The organism is Acinetobacter sp. UC24323 (assembly GCF_024151445.1).
In the GTDB taxonomy this organism is placed as follows: domain Bacteria; phylum Pseudomonadota; class Gammaproteobacteria; order Pseudomonadales; family Moraxellaceae; genus Acinetobacter; species Acinetobacter baumannii.
The window spans coordinates 213,931-233,311 of record NZ_JAHIBY010000008.1 but is presented as its reverse complement, the minus strand read 5'-3'; the positions used below and the strand labels follow the sequence as shown (position 1 = coordinate 233,311).

The 19,381-nt window shown below is 38.1% G+C and carries 17 protein-coding genes and 4 tRNA genes; 11 read left to right on the top strand and 10 right to left on the bottom strand.

Translation table 11 applies throughout. From position 1 onward, the window contains the following. Window positions 1-18: 18 nt before the first annotated feature. On the bottom strand, window positions 19-903 hold the full coding sequence (locus KNQ97_RS12985; RefSeq protein WP_253612320.1) for an energy transducer TonB: 885 nt from the start codon (window positions 901-903) through the stop codon (window positions 19-21). Between the two features lie 231 nt (window positions 904-1,134). On the opposite strand from KNQ97_RS12985, the gene KNQ97_RS12980 reads away from it, so the two are divergent. The 3 genes from KNQ97_RS12980 to KNQ97_RS12970 all read left to right on the top strand — a co-directional run bounded on the left by KNQ97_RS12980 (window position 1,135) and on the right by KNQ97_RS12970 (window position 3,324). After that, a complete protein-coding gene (locus tag KNQ97_RS12980; RefSeq protein WP_001193960.1) occupies window positions 1,135-1,806 on the top strand; it encodes a hypothetical protein in 672 nt (223 codons plus the stop codon). A gap of 156 nt (window positions 1,807-1,962) precedes the next feature. Further along, a complete protein-coding gene (locus tag KNQ97_RS12975; protein ID WP_000201548.1) occupies window positions 1,963-2,676 on the top strand; it encodes a DUF3108 domain-containing protein in 714 nt (237 codons plus the stop codon). A 72-nt stretch (window positions 2,677-2,748) separates the two neighbouring features. Continuing rightward, window positions 2,749-3,324, top strand: a complete 576-nt coding sequence (locus tag KNQ97_RS12970) for a xanthine phosphoribosyltransferase (protein ID WP_000543071.1) — start codon at window positions 2,749-2,751, stop codon at window positions 3,322-3,324. 52 nt (window positions 3,325-3,376) lie between these two features. Here the strand turns inward: KNQ97_RS12970 and wrbA are convergent, their stop codons facing one another. Continuing rightward, a complete protein-coding gene (gene wrbA / locus KNQ97_RS12965; RefSeq protein ID WP_001183347.1) occupies window positions 3,377-3,970 on the bottom strand; it encodes an NAD(P)H:quinone oxidoreductase in 594 nt (197 codons plus the stop codon). A gap of 287 nt (window positions 3,971-4,257) precedes the next feature. Between wrbA and KNQ97_RS12960 the strand changes: the two genes are divergently transcribed. Continuing rightward, window positions 4,258-5,505, top strand: a complete 1,248-nt coding sequence (locus tag KNQ97_RS12960; RefSeq protein ID WP_000893466.1) for a YihY family inner membrane protein — start codon at window positions 4,258-4,260, stop codon at window positions 5,503-5,505. Between the two features lie 20 nt (window positions 5,506-5,525). Here KNQ97_RS12960 and KNQ97_RS12955 read toward each other — a convergent pair whose 3' ends face one another. After that, a complete protein-coding gene (locus tag KNQ97_RS12955; RefSeq protein WP_253612319.1) occupies window positions 5,526-6,440 on the bottom strand; it encodes a DMT family transporter in 915 nt (304 codons plus the stop codon). A 105-nt stretch (window positions 6,441-6,545) separates the two neighbouring features. Between KNQ97_RS12955 and KNQ97_RS12950 the strand changes: the two genes are divergently transcribed. After that, on the top strand, window positions 6,546-7,340 hold the full coding sequence (locus tag KNQ97_RS12950) for an AraC family transcriptional regulator (protein ID WP_253612318.1): 795 nt from the start codon (window positions 6,546-6,548) through the stop codon (window positions 7,338-7,340). A 75-nt stretch (window positions 7,341-7,415) separates the two neighbouring features. Here the strand turns inward: KNQ97_RS12950 and KNQ97_RS12945 are convergent, their stop codons facing one another. Beyond that, window positions 7,416-8,057, bottom strand: a complete 642-nt coding sequence (locus KNQ97_RS12945) for a fumarylacetoacetate hydrolase family protein (protein ID WP_000857685.1) — start codon at window positions 8,055-8,057, stop codon at window positions 7,416-7,418. 39 nt (window positions 8,058-8,096) lie between these two features. Then, window positions 8,097-8,594, bottom strand: a complete 498-nt coding sequence (locus KNQ97_RS12940) for a YcxB family protein (RefSeq protein WP_000139385.1) — start codon at window positions 8,592-8,594, stop codon at window positions 8,097-8,099. A gap of 224 nt (window positions 8,595-8,818) precedes the next feature. On the opposite strand from KNQ97_RS12940, the gene KNQ97_RS12935 reads away from it, so the two are divergent. Then, entirely contained in the window at window positions 8,819-9,511 is a 693-nt protein-coding gene (locus tag KNQ97_RS12935) for a nitroreductase family protein (protein ID WP_004742225.1), read from the top strand. 120 nt (window positions 9,512-9,631) lie between these two features. Here the strand turns inward: KNQ97_RS12935 and KNQ97_RS12930 are convergent. Then, window positions 9,632-9,708, bottom strand: a tRNA-Arg gene (locus KNQ97_RS12930). Between the two features lie 591 nt (window positions 9,709-10,299). Between KNQ97_RS12930 and KNQ97_RS12925 the strand changes: the two genes are divergently transcribed. After that, window positions 10,300-12,666 carry a hypothetical protein gene (locus tag KNQ97_RS12925; protein WP_253612317.1) on the top strand — a complete coding sequence of 789 codons (2,367 nt, stop codon included), beginning with the start codon at window positions 10,300-10,302 and terminating at the stop codon, window positions 12,664-12,666. A gap of 59 nt (window positions 12,667-12,725) precedes the next feature. On the opposite strand, the gene KNQ97_RS12920 is transcribed toward KNQ97_RS12925, so the two are convergent. The 4 genes from KNQ97_RS12920 to KNQ97_RS12905 all read right to left on the bottom strand — a co-directional run bounded on the left by KNQ97_RS12920 (window position 12,726) and on the right by KNQ97_RS12905 (window position 13,717). Next, the gene (locus KNQ97_RS12920) at window positions 12,726-13,316 is read right to left on the bottom strand and encodes an HAD-IB family hydrolase (RefSeq protein WP_253612316.1); all 591 of its coding nucleotides are present in this window, start codon (window positions 13,314-13,316) and stop codon (window positions 12,726-12,728) included. A gap of 107 nt (window positions 13,317-13,423) precedes the next feature. Further along, window positions 13,424-13,500 (bottom strand) — tRNA-Arg (locus KNQ97_RS12915). 39 nt (window positions 13,501-13,539) lie between these two features. Next, window positions 13,540-13,616 (bottom strand) — tRNA-Arg (locus KNQ97_RS12910). A gap of 10 nt (window positions 13,617-13,626) precedes the next feature. After that, window positions 13,627-13,717 (bottom strand) — tRNA-Ser (locus KNQ97_RS12905). Window positions 13,718-13,978: 261 nt separating this feature from the next. Here KNQ97_RS12905 and rnr point away from each other — a divergent pair. From rnr to KNQ97_RS12885, 4 genes are all read left to right on the top strand, one after another. Then, entirely contained in the window at window positions 13,979-16,396 is a 2,418-nt protein-coding gene (rnr, locus tag KNQ97_RS12900) for a ribonuclease R (protein ID WP_253612315.1), read from the top strand. Window positions 16,397-16,529: 133 nt separating this feature from the next. Then, the gene (locus KNQ97_RS12895) at window positions 16,530-18,584 is read left to right on the top strand and encodes a M3 family metallopeptidase (protein WP_049081866.1); all 2,055 of its coding nucleotides are present in this window, start codon (window positions 16,530-16,532) and stop codon (window positions 18,582-18,584) included. A gap of 40 nt (window positions 18,585-18,624) precedes the next feature. Next, on the top strand, window positions 18,625-18,834 hold the full coding sequence (locus KNQ97_RS12890; protein ID WP_000745518.1) for a YheV family putative zinc ribbon protein: 210 nt from the start codon (window positions 18,625-18,627) through the stop codon (window positions 18,832-18,834). A gap of 11 nt (window positions 18,835-18,845) precedes the next feature. Beyond that, window positions 18,846-19,277 (top strand): hypothetical protein, encoded by a 432-nt coding sequence (locus KNQ97_RS12885; protein WP_001130988.1) that lies wholly within the window; start codon window positions 18,846-18,848, stop codon window positions 19,275-19,277. Window positions 19,278-19,381: the final 104 nt, after the last annotated feature.

The window sequence follows — 19,381 nt, the reverse complement described above, 5'->3', positions numbered from 1 at the left end:
GTTATCCACATTTTTTCATTAATGAACTTCAAATTCAGCTTCAGCTGGATCAAAACGCCATGTACGAATAATACGAAGCTCTGAAATATCTTTCATATTTGCATCAAAACGGCCAAACGGCGCTCCACGCCGTACCGATGCCTTTGCTGCTTCATCTAGAACTGGATGACCTGAGCTTTCAAGCAAACGAATTGCACGAATTCCCCCTTGAGCATTCAAAATTACCATAAGGCGAACTTCACCTTTTAACTGTTGCTGTTTCGCTTCTTCTGGATAATAACGGTTGCCATAAAGCTCTACTTTTTCACGAAATTTATCTAGATAAGCTGCCGACGCATCTTTCTTGGCTTGAATACCATCTACTGTTTTTATTTTTTGTTGGCGACTAAAATCTTGCTGACGTTGTAAATACTGAGCTTCAAGGCTCGCTACCATGGCAGCCTTTGCCTGAAACTGACTTTGTAATTGCTCAAGTGCTTTTTTTCTTTGGCTCTCCTCTGCTTGTTTCTGCCAACTCAATACAGTCATGAGTACTTTTTCTTCAAATTTAAGTTCTCTTTGTTGCTGCACTTTTTCTAAAGTTTCTAGTTGAGCTTCTCCTGTTGAAGCATCACTTGGCATAGGCGCTGGAGAGTTACTCGACATCCGATGAGCTGCCCGAAAAGCTCCTGAACCTTGTTGATCGGCTTGAGCTAAAAAGTCTGCATGCTTGATTACATCTTCAGTAGGACGAATCGATATTGCAATTTCTTTAGTCGATTGTTCTGACGGCGCAGGCATCGCAAAATGGATGAGCAACACAAAAATATGCAGTAAGATTGCTAATATTATTGCAGCGATAAAGACTCGGTCTCGCCACCAATAATAAAAAGGCTCTATGGATAGACTTCTTTTTTTCAACATAATCTTAAAAGCATATAGGATGCCTTTTCCCCACGGTATTACCGAATAAAACATAAACTGATATTCAAATATGGATAAAAGTGTGATTCACTTCAAATATTGATATTTATCCATTTTCATTTTGTCAAAATGTATCAATTAAATTTGTTACACTGCAATATCAAAACCTGTTTTTTATCATAATAAAGATTGTGTGGATTCTTTAGTAAATCATCTTCTGGAAGTTCTTTTATGCAAACGCTATTTTCCTCATTAGTCAAACGTCTTCATAAAGTCTACCGAAAAGCTGAAGCCTTCATTGAGGAAGAAAGAGATTTTACATTATCGCAAACTTTTCTAAATGCGACCTTAGAACGCTACGTGACTAATAATGTCGAGTTTTTAGATGATCTACATGCAGATCTTTATCATGACTGGTTAAGACTCTATGCCACAATGCATGTTAAAGGTTTAGAGACCACTTTGTCGGTCGACTTAAAACTTATCCAGATGGAATTTAATAAAGAACAACAACTTATTGTGTTTGAACAAATTAGTAACACGCAAATTGTAGAAGCTAAATATAAAAATTTCTGGCAAAAAATTGCTGTAAAAGCGGCTATTTTTTACTATCACAAAATTCTAAAAAAAGATCCATTAGGCATGATTCTGGAGCGATTTGATGTAGCCCAAGAAAAAGATGACCTGATCTTCTTAGACCTTAACCGTTGGTTTGCTAAAAAGGCCAGTATTATTGAAACTTTAGGCAAGGTTCATATCAACTATGCACGAGTACGTGAAGCAGAATTAGTTGTCTTTGGTAATGTTAATCTCGCTGCTTTACTTTCCCGTGATCAAGATGATGACTCTGAGGATGAACTTGAAGACACTGAAATTACGCCAATACAGCAAAAAGATGCATAACAACGGTATGAACTAAAGAAATTCACTGTTAAAAAACACAAAGAGATTACATATTTAGCATAAATCCTGATTTTTTCTCCATGATCAACAGGCATAATATGCAAAAGTCATAGATGCATAGCACTGACCTATCAGTCTGTACAAGGATATTTACTTATGGCAACAAAATTTCTGAAATCATTCAGCATCGCAACTGGTATTTCGACAACTTTGCTTATTGCAAGTTTCTCTAGCCATGCACTTGCCATGAGCCCATTTCAGGCAAATTATCAGTTTACCTACAATAATAAAGGTATGGGTTCAGCGACACGTGCATTGAGTCAACAAGGCAATAACTGGACTTATCAATTCACAGCAAAAGCAGGTGGAATCGCTTCTGCAAGTGAAACAAGTAAATTTAGTTTTGCAAATGGTAAAATTGGTTCACAAAGCTTTAGTCGTACCAGTAAAATTTTGATTCATAACAACACAATGAGTATTAATTTTAATCCTGGCAATAAGACTATTAGCACGAAAAAAGACGATAAAGCGCGCTCATTCGCTTGGCAGGCAGGTGTACTTGATGAGCTAAATGCAGAATTACAGATTCGTGAAGATTTAAAAAATGGTTCACTTAAATCGTCTTACCCTCTAGCCGATGCAAAAGAAGTTGAAAATCGTCGTTTTGTTAAACAAGGCAACGAGAAAATTAAAACTTCTTATGGCACATTCGATACCGTAAAAGTTGTTTTACAACATAAGAAACCTGAACGCAGCACAATTTTCTGGCTAGCACCGAAATTAGACTACCTTCCAGTCAAGGTAAGTCATATTGATGGCAAAACATCTTATGGTTTGTTATTAACAAGTTATACAGGTAAAACGAATTAAAGCTTGCATTTTTTCGGATGCTTTTTAAAATACGCATTTGCTTTAAAAAGCATCCGTCTAGAGGATTCTCCCGTGCACGCACTAGAACAGAAAATCTTAACAGAAGGTATCGTTCTATCTGATCAAGTGTTGAAAGTCGACGCTTTCTTAAATCACCAAATTGACCCTGTACTCATGCAGCAGATTGGTAAAGAATTTGCCGCTCGCTTTAAAGATGCAGGGATTACCAAGATTATTACCATTGAAGCTTCAGGTATTGCGCCAGCAATCATGGCAGGTTTAGAACTTGGTGTACCTGTGATTTTTGCTCGCAAATATCAATCGCTTACTTTAAAAGACGATTTATACCGCGCTAAAGTGTTTAGTTTCACTAAACAGACAGAAAGTACCATTGCCATTTCAAATAAGCACATCAACTCAAGCGACAAAGCCTTAGTAATTGATGACTTCTTAGCAAATGGTCAAGCTGCGCTTGGTTTGATTGACTTAATTCATCAAGCAAATGCAGAAGTTGTAGGTGTGGGTATTGTGATTGAAAAATCATTCCAACCAGGCCGTGATTTATTACTTGAAAAAGGTTACCGCGTTGAGTCATTAGCGCGCGTTCAATCACTTGCTGATGGCACAGTAACTTTTGTAAAAGAATAAAATAGTTTAAATAAAAAAGAGCGGAAACCCGCTCTTTTTTATTGCCATAAATTTAAGAATGAAGTTTTTTTACGATTTCGCCTAAGCGCTTCCCTTGTGCTTCACATAAAATTTTTTCATCTTGGCTTAAACTTTGATCATGTCTTGGACCACTCACGTGGCTTGCGCCATAGGGAGTCCCACCTGTTTTAGTATTCGACAAAGCCGGAATAGAGTTTGGTAATCCTAAAATCATCATACCGTGATGAAATAATGGAGGTAACATCGTTAATAACGTACTTTCTTGCCCACCATGCATTGAACCAGAAGAAGTAAAAACGCATGCTGGCTTATTATGTAAAGCACCATTTAACCAAAGACTTGTAGTCTGATCCCAAAAATATTTCATTTCGCTTGCCATATTACCAAAGCGAGTTGGAGACCCTAGCGCTAAGCCTGCACAATTGGCTAGTTCCTCTAAAGTACAATAAATATCACCTTCTTCAGGAATGCTTGGCTCAGCTTCTGTTACCACTGTTGCAATATTAGGTACTGTGCGAATTTTTACATTCATACCTGCCGATTCAACACCATTCGCAATAAGGTGCGCCATTTCTTTAGTTGAACCATATTTACTGTAATAAAGCACAAGAATGTAAGGTTGCATCGGTTTCACGAATTTTGTTAAAAAGAACACTATACGGTATTTTTTGTTTTTTTGGCGTAGCCAATTTTATGAAATTCTAGAGGTGATTGATTTTTAAGGGCACAGTAACAAATATCGGTAAAAGCTTTTTACTACCTTTTGTTACGATGATACATACAGAACTTTCAGAATACTTTTTTATTCTTTAGGTTAAAGTTTACCCACATCAACGATAGTGTTCTCAACCGAATACACTGGTGAATATCAATCACCCACATCATGATTAAAAAAATCGGGATAGATGACGCATGTTAGAACGTTTTTTGAAGAAGCTTCCTTTTTATAACAAGACCTGGTTTCAATTTATTTTATTCGTAATTAAGCGTTTTGAAGCGGATCGTTGCCGTGAACAAGCCGGCTCCCTCACCTATACGACTCTTTTTGCCGTTGTACCTATGTTAACGGTATTTTTAGTTATTATTTCTTCAATTAAGGCATTGGAACCTGCCAGACAACAGTTACAGCACTTAATCTACAGTAATTTTTTACCTAAAAGTACGATTGCTTTTGATAAAGCTCTTAATGCTTTTACCGAAAAGTCCAGTAATTTAACTGTAATTGGTGTGCTATTCCTCTTTGTCACAACAGTTTTAATGCTTACTTCAATTGAAACCGTTTTTAACCGAATATGGCGAGTAAAAGAAACCCGTAGCGGTATTGTAGGCTTTATGCGTTACTGGACCATTATTTCGCTTGGTCCAATTATTTTAGGCAGTGCATTTGTTATTTCATCAACTGTTGCTTCCATGAATTTATTGAGCAATAACTTCACAGGTTATCAACTTGATGGCGCCTTTTTACTCTGGCTTATTTCTTTTGTTCTCACAATTTTAGGTTTTTTTATTTTATATTGGACTATTCCCAACCGCACAGTTCCCCTATATGCAGCAGCAATTGCTGCATGCTTAAGTGCTGCATTATTTGAGACACTCAAAAATTTATTTAGCTTTGTTATGTCAAATTTCACCAGTTATGAAATCATATATGGTGCGTTTGCAGCAGTACCTATTTTCCTATTATGGGTCTTCTTATCTTGGAATATTGTATTGCTTGGTGTCGAGGTAAGTTTTGCTCTTACCGCTTTTCATTCAGGCAAAGAGCAAAAAAGACATCCGGTTTTAATGCTGCTCGATATCTTGGAATTGTTCTATAAAAAGCAAAAACTTGGTGAAAGCGTAAGTGATAAAGAAGCATTAGAAATTTTAGGTCGTGGTGAAGTTGGTCGTTGGCCTGCTTATGTTCTCTTACTAGAAGAGCAAAATCTGGTTAAACGTACCGATAAAGATGAATATGTTTTGGTCCGCAATTTATCTCAAGTCGACTTTTGGAGCTTCTTCACTGCACTGCCTTATCCATTACCTTTACGTCAGGATGTATCAAATGTTCATGATGATGACGAATGGATGGAAAAAATTGGTCCAGCTTTAGTAGAGTCTAATGATTATTTAGCTGCAAAGCTCTCTATTCCACTTTCAACAATTTTTGAAGAGAAATAATATTCAACTAAAGTCAGGGCTTAGCTGCTTTTAGCTTTGCCCTGCTTTAGACTCATGATGACAATTCCTGACAACACGAAAATACTTCCAAAAATAAATTTAATTTCTAGTTTTTCCTCTAATAATAAAATACTAAATAACACACCAAATAACGGGGTTAAAAAAGAAAATACCCCTAATCGTGATGCAAGATAATTTCTTAATAACCAAAACCATAATAGTAAACTTGCAAAAGATACGATTAAAGTTTGAAAGCTTAAGCTTAAGATCGTTAAAGTGGTGAAATGAATTGTTGTTTGATTTGTTAAAAAAGCAATTAATAAGAGTAGAACAAAACAGCCAAATAGTTGATAAAACAATGTTTGAGTTGCCGGCGCTTGAGCTAAAGGAGATAAACGAACAATAATTGTACTGAGTGCCCATGCAAGCCCAGCCATAAGTGCATATAAATCGCCTAACAAAACTTGTGCTAGAGCTGGCGCATTTGTAGCTGTGGTTGTTGGGTAAAATGTAAGAATGATCCCCATAAAAGCCAGAGCAATACCACCCCATTGCGCTCGATTCAGACGTTCAGTAGGAAATTTCCAATGAAGCCCTAATGCAACAAAAATTGGAGCGGTATACAGTAAAACTACTGTATGAGAGGTAGAGGTAAACTTTAAGGCTTGGGTGACGAAATAAAATTCTAATGAAAAAAATAAAGCAACAAGAGCGCCAGCTTTGCATTGTCTATAAGAAAATAGATGAATCGAATGATCTCGCCACAATAAAGGTAAAACTAGAACAGCAGATAAGCCGGAACGTAAAGCAATTTGCATAATCGGCGAAATATCTGGTGCTGCTATTTTCAGAACCACCTGTTGCAGCCCTAAGACCATACATAAAAGCACCATTAAAGCCGAAGCTCTGGTATCCAGATTTTTGCGCTCTTCCATTTAGCACCTTTATTTATAGCGAAAAATCTGACTATAGAACTGTCTTATTTAGATGATATAGTGAAAAACAGACAAGACATAAGTAATTTCAGGCAATTTTCAAAGATGAAAAAATCAGCTCAACGTGTGCAGGATTTTCAGGAAATTCCGGCTCATAACGCAATTCCTGATTTGCTTTGGTTCCGTGTTCGTAATGCACCCGCAGAATCGGTTTATCCTCAACATGCGCATGCATGGGGTGAGTTTATTTATGCGTTTAGTGGTGTACTCGAAGTTAATATTGATCAAATTAATTATTTAACCCCGCCACCTTATGGTATTTGGCTTCCTCCTTATACCAAACACAGTGGTATTAACCGCAACGAAGTGACTCATGCAACTTTATATGTTCATGAAAGTCTGTGCCAAAAGTTACCGCAGAAAGCCGGTATCCTATTAACGTCCCCACTTGTACCTGCTTTACTCGATCACTTGAGGCAAAACCCACAAGATGAAACCCAAGTCGAATATATACGCCTACTCCAAGTTTTATTAGATCAACTCATACAGGCTGAATTAGTGGGTAGTTATTTACCTACAACAGATCATCCAGCTTTAGCAAAAATTCTAAATGATTTACATCAATGCCCTACCGATAACAGCACCTTGCAAGAATTAGCTGAACGAATAAATATGACTGAAAGAACGTTAGCACGTTACAGTCAAAAAGAGCTGGGAATGTCTTTACATGAATGGAGGCAACGATTAAAAGTAATGAAAGCAATGACCATGCTTAATCAAGGAAAAACCATAGAAAGTATCGCTTTTGATTTGGGCTATGCCAGCGCATCGGCATTTATTTATATGTTTAAACGTTGGATGGGTTTTACCCCAGACCAGTTCCGAAAGCTCTATCAATAAATTAATTTTGAGTATAATAAAAAACCCTATTATCCGTTTAATAATAGGGTTTAAAGTTTAATAACTTAAATAAAATTATGCTTTAACAAAAGTTTCCCAAACAAAATCTTGAGTAGCCCCTTTCAAAGTCATTTTTAGCTGATCGCCAGCATTTAATGGCCCTACACCTGCGGGTGTACCCGTCATAATGACATCGCCTGGCTCAAGTGAGAACACCTGATTAATATCTACTAAAAGATAAGCAATATTAAACATGAGCAAAGCGGTATTACCGTCTTGACGTAATTCATCATTAATATGGAAAGTAAATCTAGTCTCTTCCCAGTTCGTGATTTCACTCACATCTACCCAGTCTGCAAGCACACACGAACCATCAAAAGCCTTTGCTCTTTCCCAGGGTTGGCCTTTATCTTTTAACTCATTTTGTAAGTCACGTAATGTTAAATCCAATCCTAAAGTCACTGCACCAATGGCCTGCAATACTTTTTGCGGATCAGTTTCTCCTTTTAGTGGCTGATCAATGCGTAAAACAAATTCGCATTCGAAATGACAACTACCCCACGCAGGATTCCATGAAATGCCTTCATCTAAACCAATCAAACTACTTGGTGGTTTGATAAATAACACCGGACGTCCTGGCATTGCATTGTTCAGCTCTTTTACATGATCAGCATAACTTCTGCCCACACAAACGATTTTTGAAGGACGTGTTTTCATGAAGCTTCCTTTATTGTTGCGGCTAATAATTCCAATAACTTATTTCTTAAATGTATTTTCAAATATAGTTTGATCTGAAGCCTGAGCAAATGCACGTTTCGGTACAATGATGACCGTTTTATTTTTAAGCTCAAGCATATAAGTCAGCTTGCCTTTAGCAAAAGTCTGCACTTCACTATACTGTACAGCTTGTTTACGCCCAGCAGCATAGAGCTCAAAATAATCTTGATATAAATCGATTCCTTGCTCGCTCTTACCAAATTGATAACGTACAAATTGACGTTTAAACATCATAGGTAAAAGCCAGTAGCGCATTAGACCTTGCATAACCAAGAAGAAAACGCCTAAAGCAACATAGTAGCGGCCAACACCTGAAAAGCCTAAATATAAGCCCCAAATAATAATTGCAATACTAATAACAGGTGTCAAAAACCGTGTGAATTGCTTCTTTCCGAATGTCACCAAGCCAAATCCGTCTTGAGACTCTTCTAAATTTAAATAATAACGTAAAGATAAAGCGCTTTTTTGCTCGGTCATCACAATGTATCAATATTGAATAAATCGAAACTATTAGAGCATATTCATCTACGCTTTAAAATGAATCAAAAGTGATTTTTTATTTTTGCTTTAACTGTAAAGCTTTTATTAGTACAAGCTACTTATGCGTTTCATATATAGAACGTAGATTCATATTTATAAGGCTTATTTCATATTTTTAAATTTATAGAATGCTTCTATTGTCTCTTTTCGTGGAATTCGTCATGTCTTTCTTTGCAAAACTATTTGGCTTCAAACAAAAAACAACAGCTCAAGAAGATGTGGCTTTGAAAGCTGCTCAAGAGCTAGAACCTTCAAATGAAACCTCTTTTATAGAACTCATTAAAAACCGCCGCTCTATTTATGCAATTGGCAATAACTTAAGCCAATCAAATGATGAGATTGAAAAGTTAATTCAAGAAGCAATAAGACACAGCCCTTCAGCTTTTAACTCTCAATCATCTCGCGCTGTGATCTTATTTGGACAATCACATCATAAATTCTGGAATACAGTTCTAGAAGTTTTAAAAACCATTATCCCAGCTGAAGCGGTATCTGGAACAGAACAAAAAATTCAAAGCTTTGCAGCAGGCGCAGGTACAGTTCTGTTTTATGAAGACCAGAGCGTTATTAAAAGCTTACAAGAGCAATTTGAGCTTTATGCTGATAATTTTCCGATCTGGTCAGAACATTCAACAGCAATTGCTCAATTTGCAGTTTGGAATGTATTAGCTGAACAAAATATTGGTGCTTCATTGCAACACTACAATCCAATTATTGATGAGAAAATTAATACCTTATTTAATATCCCGGCAGAATGGAAACTAAGAGCTCAGCTAGTTTTTGGTTCTATTGAAGGCGCAGCAGGCGAAAAAGCTTTTATTGATGATGAAAGCCGCTTCAAAACATTCGGCTAATAAATAGCTTCGAATTTAGATTTTTTAAAGCTGGTTATCACAAGTACCAGCTTTCTTTATTAAAAAATTATAAAAAACAGGCACAAAAAAACCGCTATATATAGCGGTTAATTCTTCAAGTGGTGCGCTCAGAGAGATTCGAACTCCCGACCCCTTAGTTCGTAGCCAAGTGCTCTATCCAGCTGAGCTATGAGCGCGTACTTGATGGAGGGCATTATACGCAGTTTTTTCATTTTAGAAAGACATTTTTCATCTTTTTGTCATCAAGCGTCTAGTTCTTAGCCATAATGAAATATTTAAGTAGATTAGCTTCAAAAAAGTCGAGATGATTGCCTATAAAATGTATTTGAAATATTTTTTTTCAATTAAAGTTCTCTATTTCTCGTATCTAATTTGGGCATTTTGGCCAAATTGACAGAAACAAAAGTCTAGTTTTTTAGTCAGGATTATATAAATAAAATATTTCTACTTATGCAAAAGTCTTTTCATAAATAAAATTAGTTAGCTTTAATATTCATAAAAAATAATAAAAAAATAAAGAAAAAATGTATTCATCTACAAAGAATATATTATAAAAAAAATTATTATTTTTATGTCTAAATCTAAAGAATAACTAATTGTCAAAATATTATAAGTATCAATTTATTTGAGTAGAAATATGCATTGACACTTTTTGAGATCTACACAATACTAATTTTTAATTATTGCGATACATATCTCAATAATTGCGTAACGCAATATATAAATACTTACTTAAAAATACATAAATACACAGGAAATAGACCACCATGTTCTTACTGAAAAATCTCGTCTCTTCAATATCAAAAGTTACTCAGGACCTGGGTAATATTGTGTCGATAACCCCTGTAGTAAACACAGGTTCCTCTGTTAATGTAAATGTTTCTGATATCAACATTGCTAATGTTTCAACAACAGGCTTACTTTCTAATGTGATTTCAACTGTAACCGATACAGTTTCACATACAACCACAGACTTAGTTTCTAATGTAGTTGGTACCGTAACAGGTACTGTAGGGTCTACAAACCCAATTGATACTGTAACCAATATTATTGGCGGCGTAACGGGTGGCGTTACAGGCAACCCTCTTGAAGTTGTTAATGATATTATCGGCGGAGTAACGGGTGGTGTTGTCGGCGGAACTTCTCCAATCTCTCCAGTAATCGATGTTGTTCAAGGCGGCATTGATATTCTTCAAGGCGTTGAAAGCTTAAAAACTGAAATTATTAATACAGGCATTGAAACTGTAGCTGATGCAGTTATTGGTGTATTACCTCAAGCTGAGCATCCAGTTTCTGAAATTGCAGACCTTGGCACATTAACTTTTGAAACTTCTCGTGACACAGTCAATAGTGCTCTTGAAGTTGTTTCTGATTTAGTCGGTGGTGATATTCAAGGCGCTACTGAATCAGCGACCGGTATTCTCGATACGCTTATTACAAATGGCACAACTGCTACAGGTATTGTTACTGGTGTGGTTGGAAGTGTTACTGATGTTATTGGTGGTGTAACTGGTGGTGTTGATGGCAACCCACTTGAAGTGATTACAGATATTATCGGTGGTGTAACTGGTGGTGTTGGAGGTGATAACCCTCTTGGCGTAGTAACTGATATTATCGGCGGCGTAACCGGTGGCATTATTGGTGGCGGTACATCTCCTATTTCTCCAGTTATTGATGTTGTTCAAGGCGGTATCGATATTCTTCAAGGCGTTGAAAGCCTAAAAACTGAAATTATTAACACGGGTATTGATACAGTAGCCGACACTATTATTGGTGTATTACCTCAAGCTGAGCATCCAGTTTCTGAAATTGCAGACCTTGGCACATTAACTTTCGAAACATCTCGTGACACGGTCAATGGTGCTCTTGAAGTTGTTTCTGATTTAGTCGGTGGCGATATTCAAGGTGCTACTGAAAATGCAACCGGTATTCTAGGAACACTTATTCAGAATGGTTCAACAGCGACTGGGATTGTTACTGATATCCTTGGTGGCGTGACAGGTACTATCGGCGGCGTAACTGGCGGTATCGGCGGTGACAATCCGCTTGGTGTAGTAACTGACATCATCGCTGGTATTACTGGTGGTATCGGCGGTGATAACCCTCTTGGCGTAGTAACTGACATTATCGGCGGCGTTACTGGTGGTATTGGCGGTGACAATCCGCTTGGTGTAGTAACTGACATTATTGGTGGTGTTACTGGTGGTATTGGCGGTGATAATCCGCTTGGTGTAGTGACTGACATTATCGGTGGTGTTACTGGCGGTATTGGCGGTGACAATCCTCTTGGTGTAGTAACTGACATCATCGGTGGTGTTACTGGCGGTATTGGCGGTGACAATCCTCTTGGTGTAGTAACTGACATCATCGGTGGCGTTACTGGTGGCATTATTGGTGGTGGAACATCTCCTATTTCTCCAGTAATCGATGTTGTTCAAGGCGGCATCGATATTCTTCAAGGCGTTGAAAGCCTAAAAACCGAAATTATTAACACTGGTATTGATACAGTTGCGGATACAATTATCGGTATCCTTCCACAAGCAGAACATCCAGTTTCTGAAATTGCAGACCTTGGCACATTAACTTTTGAAACGTCTCGTGACACGGTCAATGGTGCTCTTGAAGTTGTGTCTGATTTAGTCGGCGGTGATATTCAAGGCGCTACTGAATCGGCTACCGGTATTCTCGATACGCTTATTACAAATGGTACAACTGCAACTGGTTTAGTAACTGAAATCATTGGCGGAGTAACAGGAACTATTGGTGGCGTAACTGGCGGAGATAGCCCACTAGGATTAGTAACTGATTTACTTGGTGGTTTAACTGGTAGCGTAGGTGGCGACAGTCCGCTTGGCGTAGTCACTGATCTGCTCGGCGGTTTAACTGGTGGTGTTACTGGCGGTACAGACAACCCTATCGGTATCGTAACGGATATCGTTGGAAGCTTAACGGGTGGTGTTACTGGTGAAGGCAGTTTAGATGTTATTTCTAATTTGCTAGGCGGATTAACTGGTGGTAGCTTACTCGGTGGTGTAACTTCTACAGTATCTAGCGTAACAAATACAACGCATACGATCGTACCGACATCATTACTTACTGATAACTTCCTAGAAAACTCATTCAATACTGTTTAATAATTAAAAAGAAAGCCACTTTATATAAGTGGCTTTCTTTTTTAATATATTTTTAAATATTAATTAATCTCTTGCCATTTATAATATTTTCTATGAGCTAACTCCAACATTGCATAATCATTAGGTGTATCACCATAAGCATAGATTATAGAATATTGAGTTAAGTCATATTTATTTTTTATTCTATTTACTTTTTCTAAATAACCACAATCACCATCAATAAAACAACCTGTCAAAATACCATTATCTATTTCAAGTTGATTACAGATAACATCCAGATCTAAAGATTTACACCAACTTTCCAAGTAAACACTTAATGAAGCAGATACAACAACCTGATCTCCCTGTTGTTTATGCCAGAGAATGCGTTCTAAAGCATTTTCACGAATACAGGAAGGAATTACTTTTTTAGCGAACTCTTGTCCTTTGCATATCAAAGAAGCTGCATCATAGCCGATATATCCCACTTGGCAGAGCTTAGTACGGATCGTTTTATCCGTTACCCATCCAAGCTTATAACCCGCTATATAAGGTGCAAGACGGATGCCACCTAATATTTGAGTTTTTTTACTCAAAGAAAATTTAAGGAATAAACTGAAGGTATCATTATGGGTGATCGTGCCATCAAAATCGAATAAAGCCAGATTCATTTATCGTTATCTCTAATATAATTAAAAAGTTATAAAATTTAGATTTTTAAAAATTAATAAACAGCAGATACAAAAAAACCGCTATAAAAGCGGTTAATTCTTCAAGTTGGTGCGCTCAGAGAGATTCGAACTCCCGACCCCTTAGTTCGTAGCCAAGTGCTCTATCCAGCTGAGCTATGAGCGCGTAACTTGTGTGCTTTTCAGCGATTCGTTCGATTTTACTTGGTGCGCTCAGAGAGATTCGAACTCCCGACCCCTTAGTTCGTAGCCAAGTGCTCTATCCAGCTGAGCTATGAGCGCATTAAGTAAATGGCGGTGAGAGAGGGATTCGAACCCTCGATACCAGTAATAGGTATGCTTCCTTAGCAGGGAAGTGATTTCAGCCACTCATCCACCTCACCGGAACGAGCCGCCATAATACAAACTAAAACTACATTGTTCAAGTCATGATACTGAAATTTTCTTGTTTTTTCGTTCAATTAAATATTTTTTAAACAATTTTCGTATTCTTTTCGCCTTTTTCAATCAAACGCTTGTTAAGATAGATATTATTTTTTTATTTCAACACAGTAGTGCATAACACATTATTGCAAACCTGAACGTGCAGTTCTGGTCTGCATGTCTTATGCTAAACCTATCTGCCAAGCATGAAACCAAACGACATGACAAAAAACTGGGTTGACCCCGAAGCAAAAGCCGAAGCTGAACGTTATGACAATCCTATTCCAAGCCGTACTCTTATTTTAGATACGTTGGAACAATTGCAAACACCGCAATCTCATGCAGAACTTGTTGACCATTTTCATATTCAAGATCAGAAAAGTATTGAAGCCTTAAGTCATCGCTTAAGTGCTATGGTTCGTGATGGCCAACTTATGAAGGATGGTTTTAAGTTTCAGTTGGTGGCAGACCAACCTACCTATGAAGCAACTGTCTATATTAATAGTAAAGGTTTGGGTACAGCACATATTGATGGTCAAGATGATTTGTTATTACCTGAGCGTGAGTTACGTTTAGTCTTTAATGGTGATCGGGTCCGTGTTCGGCAGACATCGGTAGATCGCAAAGGTAAACCGTGGGGTTTCATTACCGAAGTTATACAGCATCGTGTAAAACAGTTAATTGGTAAATTGTCGGTACATGACGGCGAATATTTTATTCAGCCTAACAATCCAAATCAGCACCAACCTATCCCACTAGAAAAAGAGTTGGTTGAACATGCTAAAGCAAATGTCGGCGATATGCTTCGTGTTGCTATAGACACTTACCCAACCCGGGAAGAATTTGCAACGGCACATATTATTCAGTCTATGGCAGATAAAGCCGATACTGAAATTATTATCCCGCAGACCATTTTAGAGTTTGGTTTGCCTTACGAATTTCCAGATGAAGTTATAAAAGAAGCTGAAAGTTTCAAAGAACCTGCTGAACAAGATCGCAAAGGTCGAGTTGATTTAAGAGACTTGGCACTTGTCACAATCGATGGTGAAGATGCGCGAGATTTCGATGATGCAGTATATGCGGAAAAACGTCCTGGTGGTGGTTACCGAGTTGTCGTTGCAATTGCCGATGTGAGCCATTATGTACGTTTAGATTCGGCATTAAATGAAGAAGCTGAAGAGCGCGGCACTTCGGTTTATTTCCCACATTTTGTTTTACCAATGCTACCAGAAGCATTATCAAATGGATTGTGTTCACTTAACCCACACGTAGATCGTTTATGCATGGTCTGTGACCTAAAACTTTCTCGTGCGGGTCGTGTTACAGGTTATGAATTTTATCCGGCAGTCATGCATTCAAAAGCACGTTTGACCTATACACAAGTAGGACAATATTTTGAAGGTGCAACTGATGCAATTCCAAAAGATCGTGATATTCATAAATCGCTAAATACACTTTTCCAGCTTTACCAGATTTTGAAAAACTTACGTGTTGATCGTCATGCAATGGAGTTTGAAACCATTGAAACCTATATGACCTTTGACGAGTTAGGTGGAATTAAAGAAATTTTACCTCGTACACGTAATGATGCTCATAAGCTTATTGAAGAGTGTATGTTGCTTGCCAATGTAGCAGCAGCAGAATATGCCTTAGAACATGATATTCCGATGTTGTATCGTGTACATGAGGCACCTGAATTCTCACGTATTCAAAAAGTAAAAGATTTTGTAAAACTATTGGGTTTACCTTTCCCTGACCAACCAACTCAGGCAGACTATCAAAAAGTTATTGAGGCAACTAAAGACCGTATTGATGCGCCAAGTATTCACGCCGTGTTATTACGCTCAATGATGCAAGCTTACTATGGTGCCAAAAATGCAGGTCACTATGGTTTAGCTTATGAAGCTTATACACATTTCACTTCACCAATTCGCCGCTACCCGGACTTATTGTTACATCGTGCAATTAAAGCTCATCTAAAACAAAAGCCTTACCCACTTTCCGGAGCCGCTTTAGATGATGCAGGTGAACATTTCTCTCAAACAGAACGCCGTGCCGATGAAGCATCCCGCAGCGTAACGACTTGGTTGAAATGCCACTATATGCAACAACATTTAGGTGATGAGTTTATTGGTATTGTGAGTGCGGTAACTGAATTTGGCCTATTTGTTACTCTTAAAGATCTTTATGTTGATGGCATGATTCACATTAGCCAACTTGGCGATGATTTCTTTATTTACGATCAAGCCAGTCAAAACCTCATTGGACAAAATCGTGGTCAAGTCTTCGGTTTAGGCGACGAAGTTAAAATTCAAGTTGCTGGTGTAAATCTAGAAGAGCGTAAAATCGATTTCCAACTCATTAAACAAATTACTCATGCTGGACGTGTAGTTCGTAGTCGTGCTCCACGCACAACCAAAACTAGCACACAAGCAACAGAAGAAGTTTTTGGTAAACCGTCTGTATCAACTGATGGTGAAAAACCTGTCCGTAAAAAGAAGGAAAAAGGCAAACCAAGCTCATATAGTAAAAAGTCTGGTAAGAAAACCTCTACAAAAGCAGAGGCTAAACCAGAAAAAGTAAAGAAAAAAGCGAAACCTAAAAAGAAAAAGTCAAACGCCAAGTCTAAGGCTGACTAATTCATAGGTATTTGCATTAATTATGATTAAGCTCCCAAAATGGGGGCTTAATGTTTTTAAAACGTTTATTTTTTAAATTAAGCTTGATTTCCTGCCTAACAATACCTACATCTAATACTATGTTTAAAAAATAATGTGGCTATTAGCAATGACTTTACAGCAAGCGACTCTACCTACTCCCCGCTTTGATCAAATTACATTAGATAATTTAAAACAAGATATTCAACAAGCGATTCAAGCAGGACAAGAGTTTTTAAACACCCTTACGGCTGCACCATCCGAGACAGACCAGCAACTTGCCGTGCTTGAACAAATTGATGCACTTGAAAATAACCTCAGTGAATCGTGGGGAGTGTTGTCACATTTAAATGCTGTGATGAACAATGCTGAAACCAGAGAAGTCTATCAATCTCTATTACCCGCTTTAAGTGAATATTACACTCAGCTTGGCCAACACACGGCGTTATATCAGACCTATCAACTCATACATGATAGTCAGAGCTATTCAACGCTAAGCCCTGCGCAACAAAGTGCCATCCGTCTCGCTTTACGTGATTTTAAACTTTCTGGTGTCGCTTTAGAGGGTGAAGAGAAAAAACGTTACGCTGAAATTTCTGCACGTCTTTCACAGCTTTCTTCTGACTTCTCAAACCATGTACTTGATGCGACACAGGCTTATTTTAAACCACTGACAGAAGACCAATTAAAAGGTCTTCCGGAAAGTAATGTTGAGTTATTAAAACAGTACGGCAAACAGCGTGAGCTTGATCAAGCGGTCGCAACTTTAGATTTCCCAGCTTATTTTGCCATCATGACCTATGCCGATGATCGTGCCTTGCGAGAAGAGCTTTATAAAGCTTATGTCACACGTGCATCAGATCAGTCTGAGCAAACAGAATTTGACAACAGCAAAATTATGGAAGAAATCCTGAGTCTTCGCCAAGAGATGGCAAAACTACTCGGTTTTAATAACTATGCTGAATATTCTCTTGCCAGCAAAATGGCGCCTGATGTCAAAACAGTTCACGACTTTTTAGTCGATTTAGCTGAGCATGCACGTACCCCTGCACTTCAGGAAGTTGCCGAACTCCAAGCTATTGCCAAACAAGATGGTATTGATGAGCTTAAACCTTGGGATACCACTTACTATTCTGAAAAGCTTAAACAACAACAGTTCAACTTATCACAGGAAGCTTTAAAACCTTACTTCCCTGCACCAAAAGTGATTCAGGGATTATTCCAGATCGTACAGCGTTTATATGGTATTAACATTGTTGAACGTGAAGCTCCGGTTTGGCATCCAGATGCACGTTATTTTGAGTTAGAAGACCAAGGTGAAGTCATTGGCGGCTTCTTCTTTGATTTATATGCGCGCACAGGGAAACGTGGTGGAGCATGGATGAGTGGTTTCCGCTCACGTATGCAAACTGTTCATGGTTTACAAAAACCAATTTGCTATATGGTGTGTAACTTCACTCCACCTGTAGGCAACCAGCCCGCCTTATTAACTCATGATGAAGTCATCACCTTATTCCACGAATTTGGTCATGGCTTACACCATATGCTTACTGAAGTAGATAATATCTCAGTTGCAGGTACTCACGGCGTTGCTTGGGATGCAGTCGAGTTACCAAGTCAGTTTATGGAATTCTGGTCATGGGATAAAGAAAGTCTTGATGTTTTAAGTGAGCATATTGAGAGCAAGCAGACTTTACCTCAAGAGTTACTTGATGCTTTATTAAATGCACGTTTCTTCCAGTCTGGTATGCAAACTTTACGTCAGCTTGAATTTGCCTTATTTGACTTAACTATTCACACCAAAACTCCTGCGTTGAATAGTGAGCAAATTCAGCAGACCTTAAATGATATTCGCAAACAATATGCAGTAGTTCCAACCGTCGACTACAACCGTTTCCAGCATAGCTTTAGTCATATTTTTGCAGGCGGCTACGCAGCAGGTTACTACTCTTACAAATGGGCAGAAGTTTTAGCAAGTGATGCCTTTGACCGTTTTGAAAATGAAGGTATTTTCAATACTCAAACGGGTAAAGAATTCCGTCAGGCAATTTTAGCGGTGGGTGGGAAAGATACTGCTCTTGAAGCATTTGTGAATTTCCGCGGTCGTGAGCCAAAAATTGATGCATTGTTACGTCATCAAGGTTGGACGAACGATAACAAAACCGCTTAAACTATGGGCCTAAATTGATCGTGTGGTTAGGGTGATAAAGATGAAGAAACGTTTCATTGCTGGGGCTAAATGTCCAAAATGTGAAGCCATAGATCGGATTGTCATGCTAACCACCGCTGAAGACGAATGGATTGAATGTATCGAATGCGGTTATAGCGAAAATCGTCCGACTCATATTGATGAGCCTGAAACGCCCGCTATACCTGATGAAATTGGGGTAATACAGTTCAAGCCTCGTCGTTCTGACTAAAGGTCTTAGACATGCCACTACAAAGAAAACAAAACTCAAAACTATTGTGGATTTTAATTGGGGGCTTAAGCATTCTCGTCGTGCTTTTTTTCGCAGCACAATGGTTTTTCAAAAAAACTGAAACATCAGCGCCAATGGTTGATCCACAACCAGCCTCGGTACCAGCTCCTGAAAAAACTACAAAACCCTCTGAAAGCTCGGAACCTGTGGTTCAAACACAAACCGCTAACTCACAGCAACTTGTGAATGAGGACGTGCTCAAACAACCAATCCCTGCTCAAGAATCTTTAGCTAAAGAAGAAGTATCTAAACTCAATGACATTCATCATCAATTGCAAGATCAGGAAGCAACACTAAAAGCTCAACATGCTGATGCAGATCAACTTATTAAGCTAAAAGAAGAGCAAGTGAAGCTTCTTGAGGCCCAAGTTAAACAACAATAGTATTTGTTTAACTCTAGATATGATGCAAAAAGCTAGTTCACTCTGAGCTAGCTTTTTTATTTACTAAAAATTTATATGCTCAAAATAACTACCACATAAAAAAA